Here is a 22,719-nt window from a genome sequence, read left to right on the forward strand (position 1 = left end):
ATGAATTAGCCAGTTTAGCTCCTGGTGGGTGTATGGTCAGTCTAATACAAGTATTTGAAATAGTCCTCGTGTTGCTGCTATCGACCGCGATAGTGGCATCGATACCGAAGTTTCGTGAGTTAGTCAACGGTAAAGCCAAAATACTCCTCTACCTGGTGCTTGGGCTGATCCTCTTTACGTTAGTCGGCATTGGGTACAATGTCATACAGGATATACATGTTTCAGAACTCATGGCTAATGCCATAGCAAACGATCCTGCAGCTGACACATCCATAATAGGTAAGGATGCAGTATCCATCTTATGGCCTTACGTACAGTTCTTCCCGCTGTTCATCATGTCGATCGCCCTTGCGGGCGTCGTGCTGGTTACATATATGGAAGGCGAGTTATACGGGTACATCTTCGCGGGCACGGGCTTCGCAACCCTGCTCCCCGATGCGCTGAGGTACATGGGTAACGGGCGCTACGACCTGCTGCTGCTCGGCTTTGCGCTGTGGGCCATCATCCCGGTCGTATGGGTCTTCTTCTACAAGGAGATATCCCGGGAAACCCCCACGCTCAGGGAGCGGGCCTGGGGAGCCATCAAGGCATCGATCTTCTCGTATCCAGTGTACGTGGCCACGGCTGCTGTGGCGGTCTTCGGCGAATCGCCAAGGATGATTTCTCAGAGCATGTTTGCCGGCCTCGGGGCCATATCCGGCGACATCGGCACCTTCATTCTCCTGTCACTGTGGTTCTATCTTCTTCTCACGGTCATCATTGTCTCTATCATGTTCGTCATACACGACCTCCTGATGCACGTCTTCAACGTCCGCAGGACGGTCACGAACAAAGGCATCAAGTACGAGATCGTCCACCCTATCGCGGAGATCATCGCTCAGGAAGAGCCGAAGATCGACGCTTACAAGGGCCTGATCGAAGAGATGGAAGTCTTTTACAAGTACATGGACCGGGTGGACCGGCTCAGGGCCGCTTCCACGATTGCCCGGTTCAAGAGCGAGTATAACACGATCGCCGCCCGCCACGACGAGGGATCCAAAGCCGAGGCGGAGAGGCTGATCAAGCTGGTAGACCAGGAATTTAAGAAGAAGTACTGAGGTAAGCCAAAAACGGAAAACAGAAAGTGTGAGGAATCGGGATGGTACTGTTCAAGCGAGACGACATAATAAAGATCATAGAAACCTGCCAGATCAAAGGGCAGGACGAAGCGATTATCAGAGCGCTCATGTACCTGAATCTCGGGTACCCGATCATGCTGTACGGGCCTCCCGGCAACGGGAAGACGACGATCGCGGAGCACATCCTGAGATACGCTTCCCGGGGCGACGACTACTACCGGATGGAAGCGACCGAGGGTATGACAGAGTACCACACCATCGGAGGGTTCCACCCGCTCTCGATGTCGGGTAATGCCGAGCTTTCCCGGCAGTTCATCTACAAGGACGGCATCGTGACTCGCGCCCTGCAGGAAAATAAGAACCTGCTGATCGACGAGTTCACCAGGGCTCCTGCGACAGCCTACTCCGGCCTGTTCATGCTGCTCTCCACAGGAGTGCTGCACCTCGAGTACAGGGAACTGACCCTCCAGCGGCCCAAAGACTGGGTGCTGGTCGTGACGGCCAACCTGGGCGACGAGGGCACGTTCAAAATGAGCGCAGCCTTAAAACGCCGTTTCATACCCATCTTCATTGGGTACACGAGCCGCTTCACCGAAGAGAAGATCATCAAGAGCTACACCCCAGGCCTGCAGCCTGTCCTGATCAACGCCATCCTGGACTTCGCGGAAGAGACCAGGCGGCTCTGGCAGGAAGAGAAATCCCTGCCCCAGGGCCTGTCGACCGACGGCGTTATCAAGATGGCACGGTACTGCGATATCTCCATAGAGGAAGGCCTGGACGCCAAGACGGCATTCATCGACTCCGCCATGCATCAGGGCGTGATCATTGCCGATGAGACGGATTACGTCTCGCTGCAGACGGTGAACGAGCTGGCGCTGAAGATCGCGAGCAGGCTGTAACTTATGATCTTTCCAGACGAGAAACGCTTGCGCATCGCCTGCGCCAGGTGCATGGCAGATCCCTCGAATATCCGGGCATACGATACGCTGGTCACTGGATGCCGCTCCATCGGCAGAAACCTTCTCCGGTTTTACCACATCATACCACCTACTTCCGAGCGGATGATCTACAAAACCTATGATGGTACCGGCATTATCAGCTACCACAAGACCATCGCCGAGTTCTGCAACAAGGGTAAAAGTATGGATGGTATGCTCACCTACCGGCGCATCAGGGACATTAAAAAGGTGAGGCTGGCGCTGCTTTACGATGATTCTAACTCGATGACTTCCTGGTGGCGAAAGCAGGCCCTCCAGCAGAACATCGAGGAGGCTGACGCGCCGCAGACTTATGCCAAGCTGGCGTGCCTGTCGCTGATGGAGGGGCTGGGCAGGGACATGGAGATCAACCTCTGGAAGTTCGGCAACGAAGCCACGGGCCCGTTCAATCTCAGCTCCAACATGTATAAGGAGATTATTACCAGTAACGGCTCGGGTGGCACCCGGCTCGACCTCGCGCTCCAGTCCATGATCGATAACGGCTGGCATCGGCGGCCGGGAGTCAAGATAGCGATCATCCTGACGGACGGCATACCTGAGATAGGCCGCAGCGTCTATGCAGAGGACGTCATCGTCAACGTCCGATCGCTCGACCTGATCAAGAAGCTCCTGCAAAACAAAGTCCACGTGCTGTACCTCCAGCTACTCACTGACGAGTCCAGGAAATTCAAGAAGAGCGGCGGCTACACGCTGCTGGAGTTCGGCAACGACGTCCGGCGCATGGGCTGCGAGTACATGACCATCAATAACAAGGAGAGCCTTATGGAATCGCTCTTCAAAGGCCTCAATATGGTCAGCAGAAAAATATAGTCTTTTTATTCGCAAAAAGATTTTTCTGATTCCAGACTAAATTACTACCCGGTGATCATGCTGATACAAGCTGTAGGCCGGGCGCTGGAAGGCCGGGCCGATTACTATGACATCCGGCTGCTGGATGTCACTGGTACAGTGATAGAAACTCGCAAAGGCGAGGTTACCAGGGCTATCTCTGGTAAAGATTCCGGCGCCTGCGTCAGGGTATTATACGACGGCGCCTGGGGCTTTGCCACAACCTCTGATCGCTCAGAGCAGGCCCTGTGCAATGCTGCAGAGAGGGCAGCGAAAATCGCTAAGGGCATCAGCGAGGGCATCAAGGACAAAGCCCGCCTGGCCCCGGTGACAGCGGTGACGGACGAGGCTGTCATCCAGATGAAGCGCAGCTTCCTGGACGAGCCCGTGGAAACCAAGCTGGAGTACCTGAAGTCGGCTTACGACGCCGTGAAGAAGTACGACTTCGTGACTAACGCCATGGTCAGCTACAAGGATACGTACACGATCCAGGAGTTCTATTCCTCGGAGGGAGCCGCTATTAAGACAGAGGTGCCCCGGATTCTCTGGACCATTGAGCTCGTTGGCAAGAGGGATAGCCATATCCAGTCCGTGCGCCGGAGAATCGGGCGGGCTGTCGGGCTGGAAGCCTTCGACGGGGATCAGCACCTGAAAGAGGCGGACGCTGCAGTTGCTTCTGTGGTGGCGCTGCTGAGCGCCAGGGCTCCGCCGGCAGGGACAATGCCCGTAATTGCAGACCCGGGCCTGGTAGGCGTGTTCGCCCATGAGGCTGTCGGCCACGCCTCCGAGGGCGACCTGGTAGCTACAGGCAACTCGTGCTTTGAAGGAATGATCGGCAAGGAGATCGGAAACCCTGGCATCACCATCAAGGACGACGCCACGCTGCCGGGCCTTTTCGGCAGCTACATCTACGATGACGAAGGCGTGCGCACCAGAACCAAAGTTCTGATCAAGGACGGAGTCCTCACCGACTTTATTCTCAACAGGGAGTCTGCAGCCCGCCTCAACATGGAGCCGAACGGCGGAGCGAGAGCTGAATCGTACCACAGCCGCCCCATCGTGCGGATGAGCAACACCCACATCGAAACCGGAGACGCCACTTTCCAGGAGATGCTGGAGGGCGTCAAGAAAGGCGTCTACGTCAAGGGATCCAGGGGCGGCCAGGTGAACACTTCCCAGGGCTTCTTCCAGTTTAATGCACAAGAAGCGTACATGATAGAGAACGGGGAAATCACTCACCCCCTCCGGGACGTATCGCTGTCGGGCAGAACCCTCGACATCCTGAAGCTGATCGACCTCGTGGGCAAGGATGCAGAGATGGGCCACGCTGGCATCTGTGGTAAAGGCCAGTCGGTAACGGTAGACGATGGCGGACCACACATCAGGATATCGCAATGCGTAGTAGGAGGCCAGTAGATGAAGGAAGAACTACTGCAAGTGGCAGAGAAAGTTATGAATGCTGCCAGGGCAGCCGGAGTCGAATGCGAGGCGCTGGTGCAGAAGAAGCGCTTCACATCCGTCGCGGTGGAGGCGGGAAAGGTCACTTTCGGCTCCCAGGACGGGGATTATGGCATAGGCCTCCGCATCATCAGGGATCGCCGTACAGGATACGCCTACTGCGACGAGGCCTCCATAGACTACGGCCTGAAGCAGGCCATCCAGGCAGCACGTTTTGGCAAACCCGGCAATTACGAGTTCCACGCCAACGCAAGGTATGACGGCACCCGGTCTATCTACGATAATAAGCTGGCGACTCTGGTGGTCGAAGACGGGATCGAGATGGCCAGAGACATGATCGAGGCGGGATCCTTCGATTCCCGGGCGACGCCTTCCAGAGGCGGACTGTCTTTCGGCACGGCTTCCTTCGCAGTCGCCAATACGAACGGCATTATGGTCTACGATGAGGGAACATTCATTGGCGGCCACGTGATGTCTGTGCTGAAAGATGGAGGAATCGTCGTCAATGGCGACGAGGGAGAATCTTCCCGCAGGCTCAGCTTCAGCGTCGAAGAAGTGGGGCGTAAAGCCACTGAAAAAGCAATCGCGCAGCTGGGGCAGAAGGGACTTGAAACCGGGACTATGGACGTCATTCTGCGCCCGGACGCAGCCTTCGACCTGTTCAGCAGCACCGTACTGCCCGCCCTTTACGGCGATAACGTGCGCAAGGGCGAATCCGTGTACTCCGGCAGACTGGGGGAGAAGGTTGCCTCGGACACATTCTCCATAGTGGACGATGGCACTCACCATAAAGGCCTAAACACGTTTATCATGGACGAGGAGGGCTACCCCAGCCAGCGGACAGTGATCATGGATAAGGGTGTCCTGAGCAACCTGCTATATGATCAGTTTTCAGCGGCAGAGGCGGGCGCAAAGCCCACCGGCAGCGCCATGCACACCGAGCGGAATGAGTCTGGTACCACGTATAAGGTGCCTCCGACTACGTGTGCCCGAAACATCGTCTTCGAAGGAGATACCATGACAGAAGAAGAGATGATCAGGGGCGTCCGAGATGGCATAATCATAGAGCACGTCCTTGGCGCACATACGGCTAACCGGGTCAGCGGCGACTTCTCCGTAGCCATCTACGCCGGGTACCGGATCAAGGACGGACAGATAGCTCATCCACTCAAGGGCGGCATGATAGGCGGCAATCTGCCGGCGCTGTTGCAGCACGCCACCATAGCGGATAACTATAAGCTGGTAGAAGCAGGCATGTCAGCGGCTGCGGGGTACATCCCGAGCGTTAAGCTAGAGAAAGTCAGAGTCTCTGGATAAAGGATATTTGCGCTGCTACCCCCGTTTAATGGTTCGGTGCAGCGCCGTTACTTTTTCTATACATAGCGGCCGGCTTGCCAAACCATAATATCTTATTAATTTATTTGTGCTATTGATTATAATTCTACTTATCGCCATAAATTTTATATAAAAGTAATAACATATAATGAAAAAGGTTGAGATGCAACCACCTGGGGAGTCCATGATGCGACGAATAATCATTATCTCTGTGCTCATCATCTTATTGTCACATTCTGTCGTGGGCATCGCGAATGCGGCGGGCAGCGGTGTGAAAGTCTTCGCGCCGACAGAGACCTTTATAGAAGCCGACACGCTGCCATACACCTATAACAGCTCATTCGTCGTATTAAACGATGGCCAGCAGGACGGAGTCTACGTGATCAGGGTTACTGTCGACGACCCGGTCGCCATCACCTGGATTAATGTGACACCGGCCGCATTCGTCCTGTCTCCTGGCGAGTCGAAACTGGTCCACTTCGAGATAAACATCAGCAACGAACAGGCAAAAACAGGTAAATACAACATTATATTTACGCCGACCCTGCTGCCCCGCAATGTCGAGCCTTACCTGGATACATTTGCGCAGTATGTATCGATAGTCGACTACTACAATCTGACCCTGGTCGTTCCTCCGATTAACGGGTTCGCCGCAGGCATAGTCGAAGGCGGAACACCGGTCGTATTCCAGGATATCCCGGGGAGGGTGAACCTTGTCCAGTACTCCAGGCCGCTCGACGGAAACAGGGACGTGATAGAGATAGACCGGGCTATCCGCATCAACGCCCCGACAGCTGCCACAGTACAGGAACCGACATCCATATCCCTGTCAGTATTCGAAGGCCTCAGCAACAGGGGCATAGACCTGATCGCAGTATCCCCGGAGGGGATCTTCTATCCCATCACCAGTGAAGACTTCACCTTCACCAGCGAAGGCAAATGGGGCATCATTGCCACAGCCGGCGATCAGATGCTGCTGGGCAAACCCATTACCATCAATAAAGGCGGAGCTCAGCTGGTGATGCCCGGCATGGACACCATCCTGGCCGCCATATCGTTCATACTGCTGCTGTCCATCGTGCCCATCTGGTTCCTGACCCGCCGGTCCAGAACAGACCCATATCAGGATATTACCTTCAAAGCGTACGTCATCCGCAAGTACATCGACCACTTCGACTCCGAAAAGCTGAAGCGAGCGGTAGGCTACATAGAAGACGAGTACTACGACCTGATCTCAAAAGACGCCCCCGGCGACAGAGAGCAGGCCCGTGCCTCCATCGACGAGCTAAGAACGCTGACAAGGCTGGAGTCCTGAGTATTCCTACAGCAGAGACGCACAGAGCGACTTTTTAGGGCTTTATTTTATTGAGTATGCCGTCGGCGGCCTCGATTCCCGTAGCTGCAGCCGGCACTATACCTCTTGTTAAGCCTGCGCCGTCGCCTGCTACAAATAAGTTGTCGACGTTGACGACTTCGAAGTGCTCTCTGGTGTCGGGACGGATGGCGGCGAACTTGATCTCGGGGGCATAGAGCAGGGTGGTGTCTGATGCAACCCCGGGAACGACTCGATCGAGCATGTCCAGGCCCTCTATGATGTTGGTGACTACTCTGTGTGGTAATGCCATGGATATATCGCCAGGAGTGACAGCTTTGAGTGTCGGCTGGACGAAGCTGCGCTGCAGCCGGGACCAGGTGGACCGGCGGCCGCGCCGCAGGTCTCCGAGCCTCTGGAGGATGGGCTTTCCGCCGCCGATGGTCTTAGCCTGCTGAGCGATGGTGGCGCCGTACTCGTTCGTGTTCTCAAGCGGCTCTGTAAGAGCGATCTTGGTCAAGAACGAGAAGTTGGTGTTGTTCGACCGGCAGGTGCGCTGGGAGTGCCCGTTGGCGCCTACGCCTGCCTCGTAGGTATCCTGCACCACGAAGCCGTAGGGGCAGGTGCAGAAAGTCCTGACCATGTCATCGTAAGTGGGCGTATACATCCTGAACTTGGGATCCCAGTTGACCTGCACCGCCTCTTCGTAGACCAGAGATGGGACCTCGACCCTGACCCCTACGTCGATAGGCATGTACTTGAGGGGCACCCCGAACTTTTTCAGCTCTTCCCCGAGCCAGGTGCTGGCCGATCTCCCCGGGGCCAGAAGCACATAGTCTGCCCGGATTTTCTTTCCGCCGGCTATAACGCCTGAAACTTTACCGTCATCCACGGCTACGCCGGATACGAGGGTGTTCAGCAGAAATTTGACGCCCCTCTCTTTCAGGTCGGCCTCCATCGAGCCGATCACTTTCGGGAGCATGTCGCTGCCGATGTGCTTTTGCCTGATGGGTATGAACTCGATGCCGCTCGCCGCAGCCCGGGTCGCTAACGCAGACGGTGGCACGTGCGGGTCCTCGGGGGGAGCGCCGTGCTTGATAAAGTACTGGTCTACCTCTTCGATGAGCTCTTCAGCCCGCCTGTTGGTGACAAACTCCGCCCAGTCCCCGCCCACCTGCGAGCTCAGGTTCAGCTTGCCGTCCGACATGCCCCCGGCCCCGCCTACTCCTGCGGTCACACTGCAGACGTTACAATAAATACAGTCCTTACCCTTCATCACCTGACAGGAGCGCTGGCCGATATCCTTGCCTTTCTCGACGATGGTCACATTTGCGCTCTCTGCCAGCTTATGGGCTGCCAGAAGGCCTCCCGGCCCGGCTCCGACGATGATCACTTTAGGCTTAGCCAAGCTATAGCTCCTGTTCCTGTCTGCTATACAACTGTATGCCGTGATGACGGTACATTATAGATTTTCTTGCGGCGATATAAATAATTTCTGGGATATTTCGGGAATTATGTGGACAATGAATTGCCTTTACCTGGCAAATCGACAAAAAAGAAAGCTGTGCTGTGCGTTTCTGGTTGCTTAAGTGTGGTGAGACAGCAAGACGAACGCTGCGCTGTGCCAGACCCTCACAGATGCCACAGATTGATACAGAATCCACAGATTTCTATGGATAGCACAGATTACGATGGATTCCACAGATAACTAAAAAATATTCTGATCGAGTACTCTTAGGATTGCTATCGATGATCTAATAGTATTAGCGTATTCCATCTGTGATATCGAGTAGTAATCTGTGGATCCAGCAGAGAAATCTGTGGAATCAATCAGGATCTGTGGCATCTGTGAGGATTAGCACAGCGCAGCGTTCGACAACGTTCACCCACACACAGACAACTATTCACAGGTATCCCTGCAATAGAGACAGCCGACACAGCGCAGGGTTAGTACAACTCGGTAGAGGCGGACACAGCAATCGCTGCATCCGCATTTTATCTTACTGGGAAGCGCGCTCAGATTCGCCGGGAGCGCCCAGTTTTTTGCCCATCAGCGCCATGGCACCTGCGCATCCGGCTGCGATGACGGCGGAGCCGATATAGGGCAGCGTCATGCTGATCATGTAGGCTGCGCCACCCACGGACGGGCCGAGGACTCTGCCGATGCTGTTGAAGGAGCCGAGTAAGCCCATCATGGCGCCGATCCGGTCGGGCGGGGCCTGCTTTGAGACCAGCGTGTTGACCGCTGGGTTGACAAGGTTCATTCCGACGCCCATCACGCTGACGGTGATGACTAGCGTGGCCAGACCCATAGAGAACGGCATGCACATCATGCCGACGGCCACGAGGATGAGCCCGAAGACCATCGTGTTTTTCTCCCCGTACTTCTGGATGAGCGGCCCTACTGCCAGCTGGCTGATGACGCTCATGATACCCATGATCGTGAAGATGATGCCCATGACGTTGGGGCCGGTCAGCGTCATAGTGAAGTTCAGCACGGGCATGCTGGAAGCGGCCTCTGTGAGGCTGAACTTATCCATGATGAAGTAAGTTGCCGTGCCGTCCAGGCAGGCGCCCGCAAAGCTCACCATCAGCATAATGAAGAAGATCATCCCGAGAGGAGTCTTCAGTGTGTCGAGCAGTGCAACCTTCGGCCCTTTGCTGATGTGCTTCCCTTTCTGCAGGGACTCCGGGAGCAGTACCGCGCCCATGAGCATGGTTGCCAGAGCGATAGCAGCGGCCGCGAAGAACGGCACCGTCAGGCCCCAGCCGGCCAGGATGCTCGAGATCGCCGGGCCTACGATGATGCCCAGCCCGGAGGCGGCACCCATGAAGCCCATCAGCTTGCCCCGGTCTTCCGGGCTGCTGATGTCGGTCACGTAGGCCAGCACCGCAGGCCATATGCCCGCGGAGAGCAGGCCGCCGAGAATCTGGGCGGCGAACAGCATCCACAGCTGAGTCGAGAACCCGGTCAGGATGAACGACAGGGCGAACCCGAACAGGCCGATCAGCATGACCGGCTTTCTCCCGATCCTGTCCGACAGCTTACCCCAGGTAGGAGCGCAGAGGAACTGCATAAGCGACATAGTCGCCATCAGCAGCCCCAGATCGAGGGCGGAAGCGCCCATATCCTTGGTGAGATATCCGAACACCGGCACGACGATGCCGAAGCCGAGTGTGAAGATGAACATTGAAACTAGAAGAACTATTAATTGTTGAGCCTTGAGCTCCATTTTTACCACCAGCGGTTTATGCTATCAGGGATGCTACGAAATGTGCTTCTACTATATAGCTTTGATCAAAAACCTGAGTGTAACTATTCACTGTGGTACATCACGATACTGTTCAATACAGGAGAGGGAGGGACGGTGGCTAACGTAATAAAAGAGCTGGCAACTTGCCGAGAAGCAGATATCAGGATAAGATACGTCTACTTCGTGAGCTTTTTCGCCAGGTAGTTGTAGAGCAGGGCAAAGACGAAGCCGCCAATCAGGCCATCGAAGAATCCCCATACTCCGCCGAGGATACTCCCGATCACAGTTGGCTCATAGCCTAAGTAGAATGAGCCCACCACGTCCACGAATTTTAGCCCGTACCCGAACAGTGCTGCTGTAAGGCCTGTCACCAGTACGGCCAGGCCCCATAGTATTCCTGCCGTCAGCCCGAGCGCCGTCGGCCTAAGTTCGGCAACCATCCCACGCACCGTATTTATCATTGAATGCCGCAGAGATAGAGGTATCCTGTACTTTTTACAGGATTAACCGTAGTAAACGGTTTTAGGCGGCATGCGAATTTTCACCTGTATGGCGGACTCGAAAGCGCCTGAGGCCGGTACTCGGCCGTTCTGGAGTGTGCCTCTGTCGGAGCTTTACATCCACCTCGGCTCCCGCCCGGAAGGGCTGAGGAGGGCGGAGGCCGAAGAGCGCCTGATGTCGATCGGCCCGAACAGGATCAAGCCAGTTAAGGGAGGCAACTCAGCCCGCCTATTCCTGAGCCAGTTCACCAGTCCCATCGTTCTCATCCTGCTGTTCGCCGCCGGCCTGTCGTTTTACCTGGGCGACATTCCAGATTCGGTCATTATTGCGGCCATAGTACTCGTTAGCGGCGCTCTGGGCTTCTGGCAGGAGTACGAAGCTTCAAACGCCGTAGAAGACTTGCTAGCCAGAGTACGGCTGAAAGCGAGAGTATTCAGAGACGGGCAGGAAGTGGAGGTGCCTTTTGAAGAGGTAGTGCCGGGGGACGTCGTCATCCTTAATGCCGGAGATGGCGTGCCCGGCGACAGCGTGATCATCGACGCCAGGGACCTGTTCGTCGACGAAGCTGCGCTGACGGGGGAATCATATCCGGCAGAGAAATTTCCCGGAGTACTTCCGGGAGAGACGCCGCCGGCAGCGCGCTCGAACGTGCTGTTTATGGGCACTCACGTGAACAGCGGCACTGCCAGAGCGCTCGTAGTCAGGACAGGAAGATCGACCGAATTTGGCCGGGTATCCAGTCGGCTGATCTTACGGCAGCCCCCCACAGAGTTTGAACAGGGCGTCCGGCACTTCGGGTATCTCCTCATGGAGCTAACCCTGCTGCTAATCTTCGCAATATTCGCGATCAACGTCTTTCTGCACCGGCCGGTACTGGACTCTTTTATCTTTTCCCTGGCGCTGGCCGTTGGACTGACGCCGCAGCTCCTGCCCGCCATCATCAGCATCAACCTGGCGCAGGGCGCCAAAAAGATGGCCCGCCATAAAGTGATCGTTAAACAGCTCTCTGCCATTGAGAACTTCGGCAGCATGAACGTCCTCTGCTCGGATAAAACCGGCACTATCACCGAAGGTAAGGTTCGGTTTCACTCTGCCTCTGGCATCGATGGCAGGCACAGCGATAAGGCCCAGCTATACGCTTACCTGAACTCGTATTTCGAGAAAAGCTTTACCAGCCCGATAGACGATGCCTTACTCTCAGCCTGCAGAAAGGACATATCGAAGTTCAAAGTGCTCGACGAAGTGCCTTACGATTTCGCCAGGAAACGGCTTAGTGTCCTGGTCTCGGACGGCAAGTCGAACGTTTTGATCACCAAAGGCGCCCTGAACAAGGTGCTGGAAACATGCGCTTCGGCGGAACTCCCTGACGGGAAGATCGTTCCCAGGGAGGCTGCAGCCGGCAGGATCGATGAGCTCTACCGGACTCTCAGCAGAGAAGGCTTACGCACGCTGGGGATCGCGTATAAGGATGCCGGCAACAGGGTATCAGTAACCAAAGACGACGAGGTTGCTATGACATTCCTGGGGATTGTCGCCTTTAACGATCCCATCAAGTCTCACATTGTCGATACAGTCCGGGACATGAAACGGCAGGGCGTAGCCCTGAAGATCTTCACCGGGGACAACAGGCTGGTAGCGGCCTGCATTAGCGAGCGGCTCGGGCTCCGGCCTGGCATTATCACGGGCCCGGAGATGTACCACATGACCGATGAAGCCCTGTGGGCGAGAGTCAACGACGTAGATGTTTTCGCCGAGGTCGAGCCGAACCAGAAGGAGCGCATCATCCACGTCCTAAAGATGGCGGGACACGTCGTCGGCTACATGGGAGATGGAATCAACGATGCGCCAGCCCTGCATGTGGCAGACGTAGGTATCTCGGTGGACAGTGCTGTCGACGTGGCGAAGGAAGCGGCAGCTATCGTGCTGCTCGAAAATGACCTCAAGGTACTGACTGACGGTATTGAAGAAGGTCGAAAGACCTTTGCTAATACCCTGAAGTACGTGTTCATGGCCACCAGCGCCAACTTCGGCAACATGTTCAGTATGGCGGGAGCTTCATTGATCCTGCCGTTTCTGCCGCTGCTCCCCAAGCAGATCCTGCTGACGAACCTGCTGACAGATTTTCCGGAAATGACCATCGCCACAGACTCGGTTGACAGCGAGCTGGTAGAGGTGCCGCGCAGGTGGAACATAGAATTCATCAAAAAGTTCATGCTCGTGTTCGGCCTCGTAAGCTCAATTTTCGATTTCGCTACCTTCGGAGTGCTGCTTCTGCTGCTGAACGCCACGCCTGATCAGTTAAGGACCGGGTGGTTCGTCGAATCAGTCATTTCAGCCAGCCTTATCGTGCTGGTCATCCGCACCAGGCGGCCGTTCTTCCAGAGTAAGCCGAGCAGGTACTTAGTTGCAGCTACGCTGCTTATAGCATTGCTAGTCCTTATACTGCCCTACTCACCGCTGGCATGGCTGATGGGATTCGTGCCACTGCCAGCCCATTTCCTGATGGCACTGGCAGTCATCATAGTCCTTTACATCGGACTGGCAGAGGTGGCAAAAGCAGTATTTTATCGATATGTGAAATTTTAAGGCGGCCATAGACAACTACTGACAGAGCTATCGACTTTTAGGTAATCGTAATCTTATTAACCGATTAGGGCCAATAATAACTGCCATTTATGGCAATAGTGTGATATCCATGAGGAAACTGATCATTCTTGTCTCGATAATTGCCCTGACAGCCCTGGTTTGCGGCTGTTGTTCGGTCTGTAACTTCAGCAAAAGCATCAATACAGGCATGTCGAAGAAAACTTACACCCTGGATGGTTATACCTTCGAGGGAGTTGAGGTCGGCCTGAACGAAGGAAACGTATTAAAATACACCGTCAATTCGAATGGCCCGTCGGTAGACATATACATCGTCGATGAGGATAACTACAAGCTCCTGCAGGCAAACTCCGAGGAGTGGGATTATATATACTATGATTATGCCGAGCCCTCAGTGTCCGGAGAATTCACGGCCTATGAAGATGGTACCTACTACTTCGTAATAGACAACTATAACGATGAGACTGCCATCGTGAGCACTGATCTCAGCTGGTAAGTGGAGCGAATCGCAGGTAGCCCGGGATGCGGCTTGCAGCTTACAGCATCAAGCCGCTTTTCGCTACTTCTTCTTTTTTAGTCCAGCACGTTCTTCTTGAACTCGTCCCAGCCGATACGGTCGATGAAAGCGCCCATGCGTTCTCGCTCCTTCCCGTTGGTCCGGTAGTACTGGATGATCTTTTCGGCGAGCGTCTTCGCCTGGTCAATAGTAAGCCCGTCCACCAGCTCTCTGCCGATCCGGGGAGTCCTGCCCCCGTCTCCGCCGACTATGCACTTGAAGCCTTTGCCGGTGCCGAGGAAGCCAAGGTCCTTCAGCCAGGATTCTCCGCAACTGTTAGGACAGCCGGAGACGCCGATCTTGAACTTGGAGGGCGTGGTCATGCCATGGTACGCGGAGTCAAGCGCCAGGCCCAGTCCTACGCTGTCCTGTACGCCCCTCTTGCAGAAGGTGGTGCCGGGGCAGACTTTGATGCTCCTGACACACATGCCCACGGCTGCGCCCGGCTTGATCCCCAGGTCTGTCCAGGCTTTGTCGATGTCTTCTTCCTTGAGCCCGACAATTGCGATGCGCTGAGCACCAGTGATCTTGATGGCAGCGGCGTGATATTTATCTGCCACGTCTGCGAGCTTTCTCAGGGTGTTGGAATCGCAGATGCCTCCCGCAATATGGGGTGCGATGGCGTAGGTTTCCTTATCCCTCTGTAAAATGGCGGCTTTATCCAGTAAGTCCTTCTTTGTGATCATCATATCAACTCTTGGAAAATGCTAGATTGCAATATAGTCGCAAGAGTATTATAAGTAGCATTTATATAATTCTTTTTACAAAATAGTCGGGCGGCCTGTGCCGCCACTAAACACCGTGCACGACTTTCTCACTCACTATATCCCCGTCCTTCAACTCGTAGATATAAGTCCTGTTGGTGTTCACACAGTAGTTCACAGCCACGATCATACTGTCGTCGTCTGTTGCAATAGTCTGCCTTTCAAGTGTCTGTTCCATCTGTATCACCGTTTGTGTTCTGGAAGCAGACTGTAATATAAAAATCACATTATTTAATGCTGGCCAAGGATTTTTCAAAAATATCGGTGATAACCCCTGTGAAAAAGCGGAGTTCAGGAGCAAGGTATAAATACGCCAGGCGAAAAATGGCCCGGAGCAGTTGCTTTTGCTATCCAGGCGGTTAGTAGTCCTGCAAAGCCCGGATAGATGCACGATCAACGTGCAAATTCACCTCAGGCTCCCGACCATTAATACTACTACCACTACGACAGGCGCACCAGAACTTCTTCTACAGTCCTGCCTGCCACACAGGGCATGAGGGATACGATAACCCTGATGCCCGGTGCGATAAATTATCACTTATTTTCGGCAAGCAGCTTATCTACTTCCGCCGGGTCGAAGCCGATGAGCTTCTTATCCCCCATCACCAGGAGCGGGGTAACCCTGACCTTGTAGACCTTCGTCAGCTCGTTGAACGCGTCTTTACTGGCTGTAATATCCATGTCCTCGAACTCGACTCTCTTCTTCTTCAGGTACTCTTTCAGATCGTTGCACGCCGGGCATGTCGGCTGAGAAAAAACTCTTACCTTTGCTGCCATCATTGATCTCTCCAGACGGTTGTCTCTGCTAAGATAAATCCTTATTGGCCTGCTCTACACCATGTTCTCATGCACTCTCATGGCCCTCCCCTCACCGCGATTTGCCCGGGACAACATTTTACAGAGGCCGGCCTTCACTTCACATGCGGGGCATAATCCACACATATCACTATAGTGTCCCGGGAGAGGTGAAACTATGGCAGAAGAAAAGGGTGAGATGACTGTCGAGGAAGCAGGCCGTAAGGGCGGCCACAAGGGCGGAGAGAAGGTGAAGGAAAAGTACGGCCCCGAATTCTATTCGAAGATCGGCCATAAAGGCGGGCAGAAGGTCAAGGAGCTTATTGAGAAGGGCAAAGAGGAAGAGAGCAGGTAAGCTCCTTTACTATCCAGTTCTGGCTCTGGATTATCGTACTACCCGGCGGCCTGCAGAAAAGTATTTGCAGGGCGAGCCCGATACCACGTACCGATGGTCACCAGAAAGCCGGCAGAGCCAGGGCTTAAACAAAAGATCACAAGGCCGATAACGTCTAAGCTGACAGAGGATACCAGGAGCCTGTCGCCTTTTCGCACGGCAAGCGATCTCATGAAGGAGGAAAAGAGCTGCTCGGAGAACGAGCGGCGCCTCCAGCGCTGGGCGGAACTGATGATCCGCGACAGGAAGCTGGCGCCAGGCTGGAAAGAAGACCGGGACGCCATGGCAACCGTCAGGTGGATCAGCGACAGGAACGCGGCTATGCCGGAGGCTGTAAAGCCGAAGAAAAGTAAGGCCCGCTCAGGCGAAGATTGAGTGTGGTGGCTGACAGCAGCTACAGCTGATAACAGTCACAGCCGATAGCAGCCGCAAGTATTCTTTATATATCAGCAGGCGTTATGATATTCCTGAACTCTGATGTCCGACGTTTTCGAGATCACTGAAAAGGACCTTTTAGGCAGAATTGGCAAGCTATACACGCCGCATGGTATAGTGGAGACACCGACAGTAATGCCGGTGATCAACCCCAACCTGCGACTGATCGAGCCCCGTGAGCTGAAGAGATACGGGGCCCAGATGCTCATCACTAACTCTTATATTATTTATCGTACGGAGCGCCTAAGAGAGGCGGCACTGTCTAAAGGCCTGCACGAGATGCTGGACTTCGACGGGCCGATCATGACGGACTCCGGCTCGTTCCAGCTCTCGGTCTACGGCTCGGTAGAAGTTGACAACCCGGGCATCGTATCGTTCGAGCGGGACATCGGCACAGACATCGGGGTGCCGCTGGACATCCCTACACCGCCTGACGTGCCTTACGCCCGTGCCCGGGAAGAGCTTGAGATCACGCTGGCCAGGGAGGCCGAGGCTAAAGCATACAAAGGCGACATGCTGCTGGCCGGCCCGGTGCAGGGCTCCACCCATCTCGACCTCAGAGAGGAGGCGGCGAGGCGGACGTACGAGATCGGGTTCGACATTTACCCGCTCGGGGCGGTCGTGCCACTGATGGAAACTTACAGGTATAAAGACATGGTAGACGTGATCGTCCGATCAAAGATGGGGCTTGGCCCGGACGCAGTCGTCCACCTGTTTGGCGCGGGCCACCCGATGATGCTTGCGCTGGCAGTGGCCCTGGGCTGCGACCTGTTCGACAGCGCCGCTTACGCGCTCTACGCTAAAGACGGACGGTACCTGACAGTCGACGGTACATACCACATCGGCCAGCTGACCCACCTGCCGTGCTCCTGCCCCGTATGCATGGCTCACACGGCGAAGGAGATCGCAGGCATGGACGACGCCACGAGGACAAGGCTGCTCGCCGAGCACAACCTCTATGTGACCTTTGCCGAAATCCGCCTTATCAAGCAGAGCATCCTCGACGGGGACCTGATGGAGCTGGTAGAGCGCAGGTGCAGGAGCCACCCCAGAATGCTGTCCGGCTTAAAGCAGATGATGAATTACTCGGCGTACATAGAGAAGTTCGACCGGGTGACGAAATCGTCATTCTTCTACCTGGGCCCGGAGTCTGCCCGCCGGCCGGAAGTCATACACTATAACCGGCTTCTGAAAAACCTGCAGGTAAGCGGAAAAGTTCTCATCACGACCAGGCGGGACGTGGACTCCAGAGGCTTCGACAGGGTATTTCACGTCAAGGCGCCCTTCGGCGTATTTCCCGAGGAGCTGAGCGAAAGCTACCCGATCGGCCAGTCGGAGGTCATACCCGAGCTCGACTGCGAAGCCCGGGAGGCCGCACTGCAGAACATCGCCGACTTCATCAGTTCCCATCCCGGCACGCAATTTACTTTCGCCTACGACCAGCCCTGGGAATGCCAGTCCATAGAGCGGCTGGCAGCAATCGCCGGCCTGATAAGGCTCGGGTAAGCCGGCTTTTCTTCTTTTTTACCGCTCTCCTGCTACCGAAGCTATATCAATTGATGCGCTTATTAGATAATGACTGTGTGATTTTTATGGGCTACGACATCGATCTCGAAATAAGCAGCTACGAACAGGCGGTTAAGACCAGACCCGGGGATGCGGATGCCAGGCGAGCCCTGGGGCTGGCCTACGGCATTAAAGGCCGCTATAGCGATGCAGTGCGGGAACTTGAAGAAGCGGCGAAGCTGAGGCCGGACAGTGCCGAGATCCACTACAGCCTTGGCATCGCCTACGATGCCCTCGGCGAGACGAAAAAGGCGTCCCAGGAGTTCCGCAAGGCTGTCGAGCTGAAAGACGATTACGTAGAGGCGAGGCTGAGCCTGGCCATCACCCTCAACGAGCTCGGGCTGGTCGACGACGCGCTCCCGGTCTTCACAGAGCTTGTCAAGCAGGCGCCCAACCTGCCGGAAGCCCGGGTGGGCTTTGCCATCTCCCTGATGGCCGCCGGATACCTGGACGATGCCATCGAGATGCTGCAGGAAGCAGTCAAGCTCAACCCGGAGTACTTCGACGCCTACATGCTGCTGGCCGGCGCTTATGCAGATAAGGGAGACCTGCGGGAAGCGGAAAACGCCTACAAGCAGGCAGTCAAAGCCAACCCCTCCAGCCCCGATGCATATTACAACCTTGCAGTCACCCAGTCCGAGAGAAACCTGCTCACCGAAGCCATCCAGAACTACCGCATCGCAATCCAGCACAGCCCGGACTTTCTGGAAGCCCATTACAACCTGGGCCTGCTGCTCGATGATAAAGGCCTGGTAGACGAGGCGATCAGGGAATACGAGACGACTCTGGACCTGGACCCTGATTTCCCGGATGCCTACAACCGCCTGGGCTGGGACTACGCCAGGATGGGCGACCCGGCAAAAGCCCGGGAATTCTACGAGAAAGCCATCGCCCTCGACGAGCACTTCGTCCAGGCACACCTAAACCTCGGCAGCCTCTTCCTGGAACAGAAACAATACGAGGATGCCATACGGGAGTTTGAAACAGTGCAGAAGATCGACCCCGACAACGGGGAGGCCAAAAACTATCTGGCTACAGCAAGGTATAAGCTCGGAATAATATAACAGGTAGATTTCCAGCCCGATTGTTTCCTTATGCCTGAACGAACGCCGTGCTGCGACGCCAAATGCTGGAGACAGCCATCAGCCGGCCCGGCACGACGTTCGTCATATCCGTACTATTTATTCTCAACCGCTTTGATCGCGCTCTCCAGGGAAGGATCGAGCTTTAAGGCTTTCTCATAGTTCTGTTTCGCCTCTTTCTCGAACCCAAGCTTAGAGAACGCATTTCCCAGCTCAAGATACGCAATAGCGCTCTCTGGACGAGCCTCTGCCGCTGATGCCAGTTCCCTGATCGCCTCCTCGTACCTGCCGAGGGTCATGTGGACTCTGCCCAGGCTCAGGTTGGCCTCGTACATGCCAGGCTGGACGGCCAGCGCCTCCCGGTATTCCTTGACCGCCTCGCCCATCAGGCCTTTCTGCTCGTACACCTGGGCCAGCTTCAGGTGGGCCTCCTCAAGGTAGGGGTTGAGTCGGATCGCTTCCCGGAACTCGAAAGCCGCCTCGTTCAGCTTGCCGTCGGTAAACAGGTTGCTGCCCATCGCCATATGCGGATCCGGGAATTCAGGGTCGAGCCGGATAGCCTCTGCAAACTCAGTATTTGCAGGGTCCAGGTCCCCTTTCATGCTCAGGGCCAGGCCGAGGTCGAAGTGGCACACGGCATCCTGAGGCTTTTCTGCTATGGCGTGCCGGAAAGCGGCGATCGCCTCGTCCAGCCTGCCCTGCAGGCCATAGGTCCTGCCAAGAGCAGTATACGCATCTGCGTAGGAGGGCTTGAGCGAGATAGTCTTTTTCAGTTCTTCGATTGCCTCATCGTCCCTGTCCATGCGCAGGTAAACTAGACCGAGCCGATAGTGGGCGAGATGCTGCTGCGGGTCGATTTCCAGTGATCTTTGCAGTTCGGCGAGGGCTTCGTCCAGCCTGCCCAGGCAGTAGTACAGGTTACCGAGATCACTGTGCGCTCCGGGATGTTTATCGTCTATCCTCAGGGCGTCCTTGAAGCTCTTCTCCGCTTCTTCCAAATTACCCGTAGCGCACTGCACGCAGGCTAACCCATAGTAGGCATCTGTGCAGTCTGGCTTCAGCTTGAGGGCTTTATGAAAATGTGCTAAGGCATTGTCGTACTGGCCGCTCATGGCATAGACGTTGCCCGAGGCTACGAGCCCTTCGGGGCTGTTCCTGTCCTCGATCTCTTTCTTGTTATAGTCCCTGAGCATGAGTAATAGATAGACTTTTTAGGCTATGTACTTTAAGGTAAAAAAGAAGGAAACAGGTCATTTTTTAGTGACCTTGGTTTCCTTGAGGACGACCTTCGCGATCAGGAATACCACGAACGCGATGATCATGAAGTTGATCAGGTTGCTCGTAAACGAGCCGTACTTCAGTGCAACCGGCCCGATCACGGCTGTGGCGTTCTTCCAGTCCGAGCCGGTAGATGCCAGCAGCGGATTGATGCAAGGCATAATAATATCGTTCACCAGTGACTGCACCAGAGTCGTTACTGTAGCGCCCATGATGAACGCGACGGCAAGCCCGACTACTTTATATTCCTCGAGAAATTCCCGGAACTCCTGAATAATACCCATATAGACCGCGACTACTGTTTTAACCATTTGTTGATATACTTTTAGGGGATATGCCACAAGTACCATAATAGATCATACAATGTAGCAGAGCAGCCGGATAGCCCCGCTCGTCCCCCGGACATTCGCCCAATATCTATTTATACATCTTTCAACATTAGACGGATAGACTTTAACGGAATACCACCCCAAAAAGCCTAAATTATATATCCTATAAGTGCGTTACTAAGGTGGTACTCTCATTACAAATCACCGAGGTTAACATTATGAAGTATCAGGGCAAATCCACCAGAAAGGCCACCGGCGGCAGGCTCAGGCTGAACCGCAGCAAGAGAAAGTTCGAGCTCGGCAGGGACTTCACTATCCCCGTCATCGGTGCCCAGAAGCTTAAGGTCCTCAACGTCACCGGCAACGGCAGCAAGGTCAGAGTACTCAAGAGCGATGTCGTCAATGTCACCGACCCGAAGACTGGCAAGACCCAGAAAGTCAAGATGACGACTGTGACCGAGAACCCGGCCAACAAGAACTACGTGCGCAGGAACTTCCTGACCAAGGGCACATTCGTGACCACTGAGCTTGGCAAGGCCAGGATCACCAACCGCCCGGGACAGGACGGCTGCATCAACGCAGTTTTAGTTGCTTAAGTTTAACGTATAAATAGGCGACTATAGGTCGCCTGATAATCCCTTTTTAGATGTTATCTCTGACATGCGATAGCTATCGCCGAGCCTTCACCCTCGTGATGTGGCCAACGACAGCATGTCCAGTATGTTATTCATAAAACATTTTGGACAATTCCTTCACCGGGATATTCGCCTGTTGAACGCCTGCATTCGCAGGCGTTCTCAAGGCGATTCCTGACAGCCGACTTTCCCTCTCAAATCCTCCGGCCCCTCACCTTCCTCCTCTCAGACCTCTTAGACCTCCCTGACCTCCCAGTTTGAAAAGTCTCCCGGACCTCCGGGCACTCCCCAACCTCAAATTTTCCAGGTGCGTGTGCGCAAGCCGGACAGCAGGGAGGTTTCGGAGGCCATGGAGATCAGAGAGAACGATCTCAGGGAGAGGTCAGGGAGGTCAGGAGATCAGAGAGGAGTATGGTGAGGAACCGGAGGCCGGGGAGGACTTGATGACGAATATCCAAAAAGTTATAGTAAAAAGTATACTTCCCGGCCTTCAGTGGCGGCCTGGCCTGCTCGAAATTGCAGTATGGCCGAGAGCGTTAGCCGGGCAGTAAAACGGGAAAAAATTAGTTTTTAAGCCTTCTTGATCGGCTTCACCGGCACCAGCATCGGCACTTCTTCGCCCCGGAGAGTCTTCTTTATGTTCTCCACCTTCAGCAGGCTAAGGACGTCTCTCAGGTAGTCGAGCAGCTCCGGCATCATCGACAGTACAGCGTATGAGATGACGACTAAAGCGATAAGCGAGCCGAGCTCTGCGAGCACATTGTGAGCCCAGAAGAAGCTGGTGAACTCCGCGGGCTTGCCGGACCACTGCATCACAGTCTCGGGCATGATCTGGAACCACTGGCCGCCGAACGCCGCCACGACGAATACGTCCCTGATCAGGTTTAAGATATAGATGACTGGCACTGACACAAGGAAAGCCTTGAGCATGCGCTCAGTCTCCACCCTGATGCAGAAAATTACGCCGATGAAGATCGCGATGCTCTGGATAGCAGTACAGGCGAGAATAATTTGCACGGCCTGTCCGTTGAGGTAGATTATGTCCAGCCCATCCCGTATGGCCGGGAAGCCAAGCGCTGTCAGTGACGCCATGGTCAGGGTGGTCGTGAGCCCGATCAGCCAGTTGCTCAGCCAGGGCAGGAACGCGAACGGGGCGTAGAACAGGCTACTGATCGCCACGCTACGGGTGATTACCATGAGCGATTTACGCTGGAACCTGATCATGATATATGCAGCGTAGAGAGTCAGAGGCACGGATAGCAGACACAGTACAGTGTACAGAATGTTAGCTTCCTGAAAGTAGAAGTACGGAGTCGACAGCCCCCACCGCAGGCCGAATAGCACCCAGCCTACAGCCGCTATATAATAGCCGTTTTTCTTAGGGACGATCGCCCCGGCCACGATGATCAGGAGCGATATCCACATTAACACGTCGAGTGCGTCCATGCCGAAGAGTTGCATATAACATCCACCTGTA

22 protein-coding genes are annotated in these 22,719 nt (G+C 54.9%); 13 read left to right on the plus strand and 9 right to left on the minus strand.

Annotation, left to right across the window (positions count from 1 at the left end):
* Window positions 1–32 precede the first annotated feature (32 nt).
* The 6 genes from RCI_RS02680 to RCI_RS02705 all read left to right on the plus strand — a co-directional run bounded on the left by RCI_RS02680 (window position 33) and on the right by RCI_RS02705 (window position 7,052).
* Window positions 33–1,097 (plus strand): hypothetical protein, encoded by a 1,065-nt coding sequence (locus RCI_RS02680; protein WP_012034839.1) that lies wholly within the window; start codon window positions 33–35, stop codon window positions 1,095–1,097.
* A 41-nt stretch (window positions 1,098–1,138) separates the two neighbouring features.
* The gene (locus RCI_RS02685; RefSeq protein WP_012034840.1) at window positions 1,139–2,017 is read left to right on the plus strand and encodes an AAA family ATPase; all 879 of its coding nucleotides are present in this window, start codon (window positions 1,139–1,141) and stop codon (window positions 2,015–2,017) included.
* A gap of 3 nt (window positions 2,018–2,020) precedes the next feature.
* Window positions 2,021–2,926 carry a vWA domain-containing protein gene (locus RCI_RS02690; protein WP_012034841.1) on the plus strand — a complete coding sequence of 302 codons (906 nt, stop codon included), beginning with the start codon at window positions 2,021–2,023 and terminating at the stop codon, window positions 2,924–2,926.
* A gap of 57 nt (window positions 2,927–2,983) precedes the next feature.
* Window positions 2,984–4,360: a TldD/PmbA family protein gene (locus RCI_RS02695; protein WP_048197907.1), complete on the plus strand. Its 1,377-nt coding sequence runs from the start codon at window positions 2,984–2,986 to the stop codon at window positions 4,358–4,360.
* Window positions 4,361–5,719, plus strand: a complete 1,359-nt coding sequence (locus RCI_RS02700) for a TldD/PmbA family protein (protein WP_012034843.1) — start codon at window positions 4,361–4,363, stop codon at window positions 5,717–5,719.
* Between the two features lie 202 nt (window positions 5,720–5,921).
* Window positions 5,922–7,052: a hypothetical protein gene (locus RCI_RS02705; protein WP_048197909.1), complete on the plus strand. Its 1,131-nt coding sequence runs from the start codon at window positions 5,922–5,924 to the stop codon at window positions 7,050–7,052.
* 34 nt (window positions 7,053–7,086) lie between these two features.
* Here the strand turns inward: RCI_RS02705 and RCI_RS02710 are convergent, their stop codons facing one another.
* The 3 genes from RCI_RS02710 to RCI_RS02720 all read right to left on the minus strand — a co-directional run bounded on the left by RCI_RS02710 (window position 7,087) and on the right by RCI_RS02720 (window position 10,743).
* Window positions 7,087–8,457, minus strand: a complete 1,371-nt coding sequence (locus RCI_RS02710) for an NAD(P)/FAD-dependent oxidoreductase (protein WP_012034845.1) — start codon at window positions 8,455–8,457, stop codon at window positions 7,087–7,089.
* A 592-nt stretch (window positions 8,458–9,049) separates the two neighbouring features.
* Complete coding sequence (locus RCI_RS02715) at window positions 9,050–10,282, minus strand: MFS transporter (protein ID WP_012034846.1); 1,233 nt, start codon at window positions 10,280–10,282, stop codon at window positions 9,050–9,052.
* A gap of 197 nt (window positions 10,283–10,479) precedes the next feature.
* On the minus strand, window positions 10,480–10,743 hold the full coding sequence (locus tag RCI_RS02720; protein WP_012034847.1) for a bacteriophage holin: 264 nt from the start codon (window positions 10,741–10,743) through the stop codon (window positions 10,480–10,482).
* 109 nt (window positions 10,744–10,852) lie between these two features.
* On the opposite strand from RCI_RS02720, the gene mgtA reads away from it, so the two are divergent.
* Window positions 10,853–13,390: a magnesium-translocating P-type ATPase gene (gene mgtA / locus RCI_RS02725; protein ID WP_012034848.1), complete on the plus strand. Its 2,538-nt coding sequence runs from the start codon at window positions 10,853–10,855 to the stop codon at window positions 13,388–13,390.
* Window positions 13,391–13,499: 109 nt separating this feature from the next.
* The gene (locus tag RCI_RS02730) at window positions 13,500–13,904 is read left to right on the plus strand and encodes a hypothetical protein (RefSeq protein WP_048197911.1); all 405 of its coding nucleotides are present in this window, start codon (window positions 13,500–13,502) and stop codon (window positions 13,902–13,904) included.
* A 77-nt stretch (window positions 13,905–13,981) separates the two neighbouring features.
* On the opposite strand, the gene RCI_RS02735 is transcribed toward RCI_RS02730, so the two are convergent.
* The 3 genes from RCI_RS02735 to RCI_RS02740 all read right to left on the minus strand — a co-directional run bounded on the left by RCI_RS02735 (window position 13,982) and on the right by RCI_RS02740 (window position 15,508).
* Window positions 13,982–14,650: an NAD(P)/FAD-dependent oxidoreductase gene (locus tag RCI_RS02735; RefSeq protein ID WP_012034850.1), complete on the minus strand. Its 669-nt coding sequence runs from the start codon at window positions 14,648–14,650 to the stop codon at window positions 13,982–13,984.
* A 106-nt stretch (window positions 14,651–14,756) separates the two neighbouring features.
* Entirely contained in the window at window positions 14,757–14,906 is a 150-nt protein-coding gene (locus RCI_RS16885) for a hypothetical protein (protein WP_158308855.1), read from the minus strand.
* Between the two features lie 356 nt (window positions 14,907–15,262).
* A complete protein-coding gene (locus tag RCI_RS02740) occupies window positions 15,263–15,508 on the minus strand; it encodes a glutaredoxin domain-containing protein (RefSeq protein WP_012034851.1) in 246 nt (81 codons plus the stop codon).
* A 193-nt stretch (window positions 15,509–15,701) separates the two neighbouring features.
* Here RCI_RS02740 and RCI_RS02745 point away from each other — a divergent pair, with 193 nt between their 5' ends.
* The 4 genes from RCI_RS02745 (at window position 15,702) to RCI_RS02760 (ending at window position 18,982) form a co-directional block, all read left to right on the plus strand.
* Window positions 15,702–15,878 (plus strand): hypothetical protein, encoded by a 177-nt coding sequence (locus RCI_RS02745; RefSeq protein WP_012034852.1) that lies wholly within the window; start codon window positions 15,702–15,704, stop codon window positions 15,876–15,878.
* A 93-nt stretch (window positions 15,879–15,971) separates the two neighbouring features.
* Window positions 15,972–16,292, plus strand: a complete 321-nt coding sequence (locus RCI_RS02750; protein WP_012034853.1) for a hypothetical protein — start codon at window positions 15,972–15,974, stop codon at window positions 16,290–16,292.
* Window positions 16,293–16,394: 102 nt separating this feature from the next.
* Complete coding sequence (gene tgtA, locus RCI_RS02755) at window positions 16,395–17,858, plus strand: tRNA guanosine(15) transglycosylase TgtA (RefSeq protein ID WP_012034854.1); 1,464 nt, start codon at window positions 16,395–16,397, stop codon at window positions 17,856–17,858.
* Window positions 17,859–17,944: 86 nt separating this feature from the next.
* A complete protein-coding gene (locus tag RCI_RS02760; protein WP_158308856.1) occupies window positions 17,945–18,982 on the plus strand; it encodes a tetratricopeptide repeat protein in 1,038 nt (345 codons plus the stop codon).
* A gap of 113 nt (window positions 18,983–19,095) precedes the next feature.
* Here the strand turns inward: RCI_RS02760 and RCI_RS02765 are convergent, their stop codons facing one another.
* Together RCI_RS02765 and mscL are read right to left on the minus strand one after the other, a co-directional pair.
* Window positions 19,096–20,193 (minus strand): tetratricopeptide repeat protein, encoded by a 1,098-nt coding sequence (locus RCI_RS02765; protein WP_012034856.1) that lies wholly within the window; start codon window positions 20,191–20,193, stop codon window positions 19,096–19,098.
* 57 nt (window positions 20,194–20,250) lie between these two features.
* The gene (gene mscL / locus RCI_RS02770) at window positions 20,251–20,589 is read right to left on the minus strand and encodes a large conductance mechanosensitive channel protein MscL (protein WP_231844922.1); all 339 of its coding nucleotides are present in this window, start codon (window positions 20,587–20,589) and stop codon (window positions 20,251–20,253) included.
* Between the two features lie 236 nt (window positions 20,590–20,825).
* On the opposite strand from mscL, the gene RCI_RS02775 reads away from it, so the two are divergent.
* Entirely contained in the window at window positions 20,826–21,203 is a 378-nt protein-coding gene (locus RCI_RS02775) for a 30S ribosomal protein S8e (protein ID WP_012034858.1), read from the plus strand.
* 609 nt (window positions 21,204–21,812) lie between these two features.
* Here the strand turns inward: RCI_RS02775 and artA are convergent.
* A complete protein-coding gene (gene artA, locus RCI_RS02780) occupies window positions 21,813–22,703 on the minus strand; it encodes an archaeosortase A (protein WP_231844923.1) in 891 nt (296 codons plus the stop codon).
* Between the last annotated feature and the right edge of the window lie 16 nt (window positions 22,704–22,719).

It is taken from the genome of Methanocella arvoryzae MRE50 (assembly GCF_000063445.1).
In the GTDB taxonomy this organism is placed as follows: domain Archaea; phylum Halobacteriota; class Methanocellia; order Methanocellales; family Methanocellaceae; genus Methanocella_A; species Methanocella_A arvoryzae.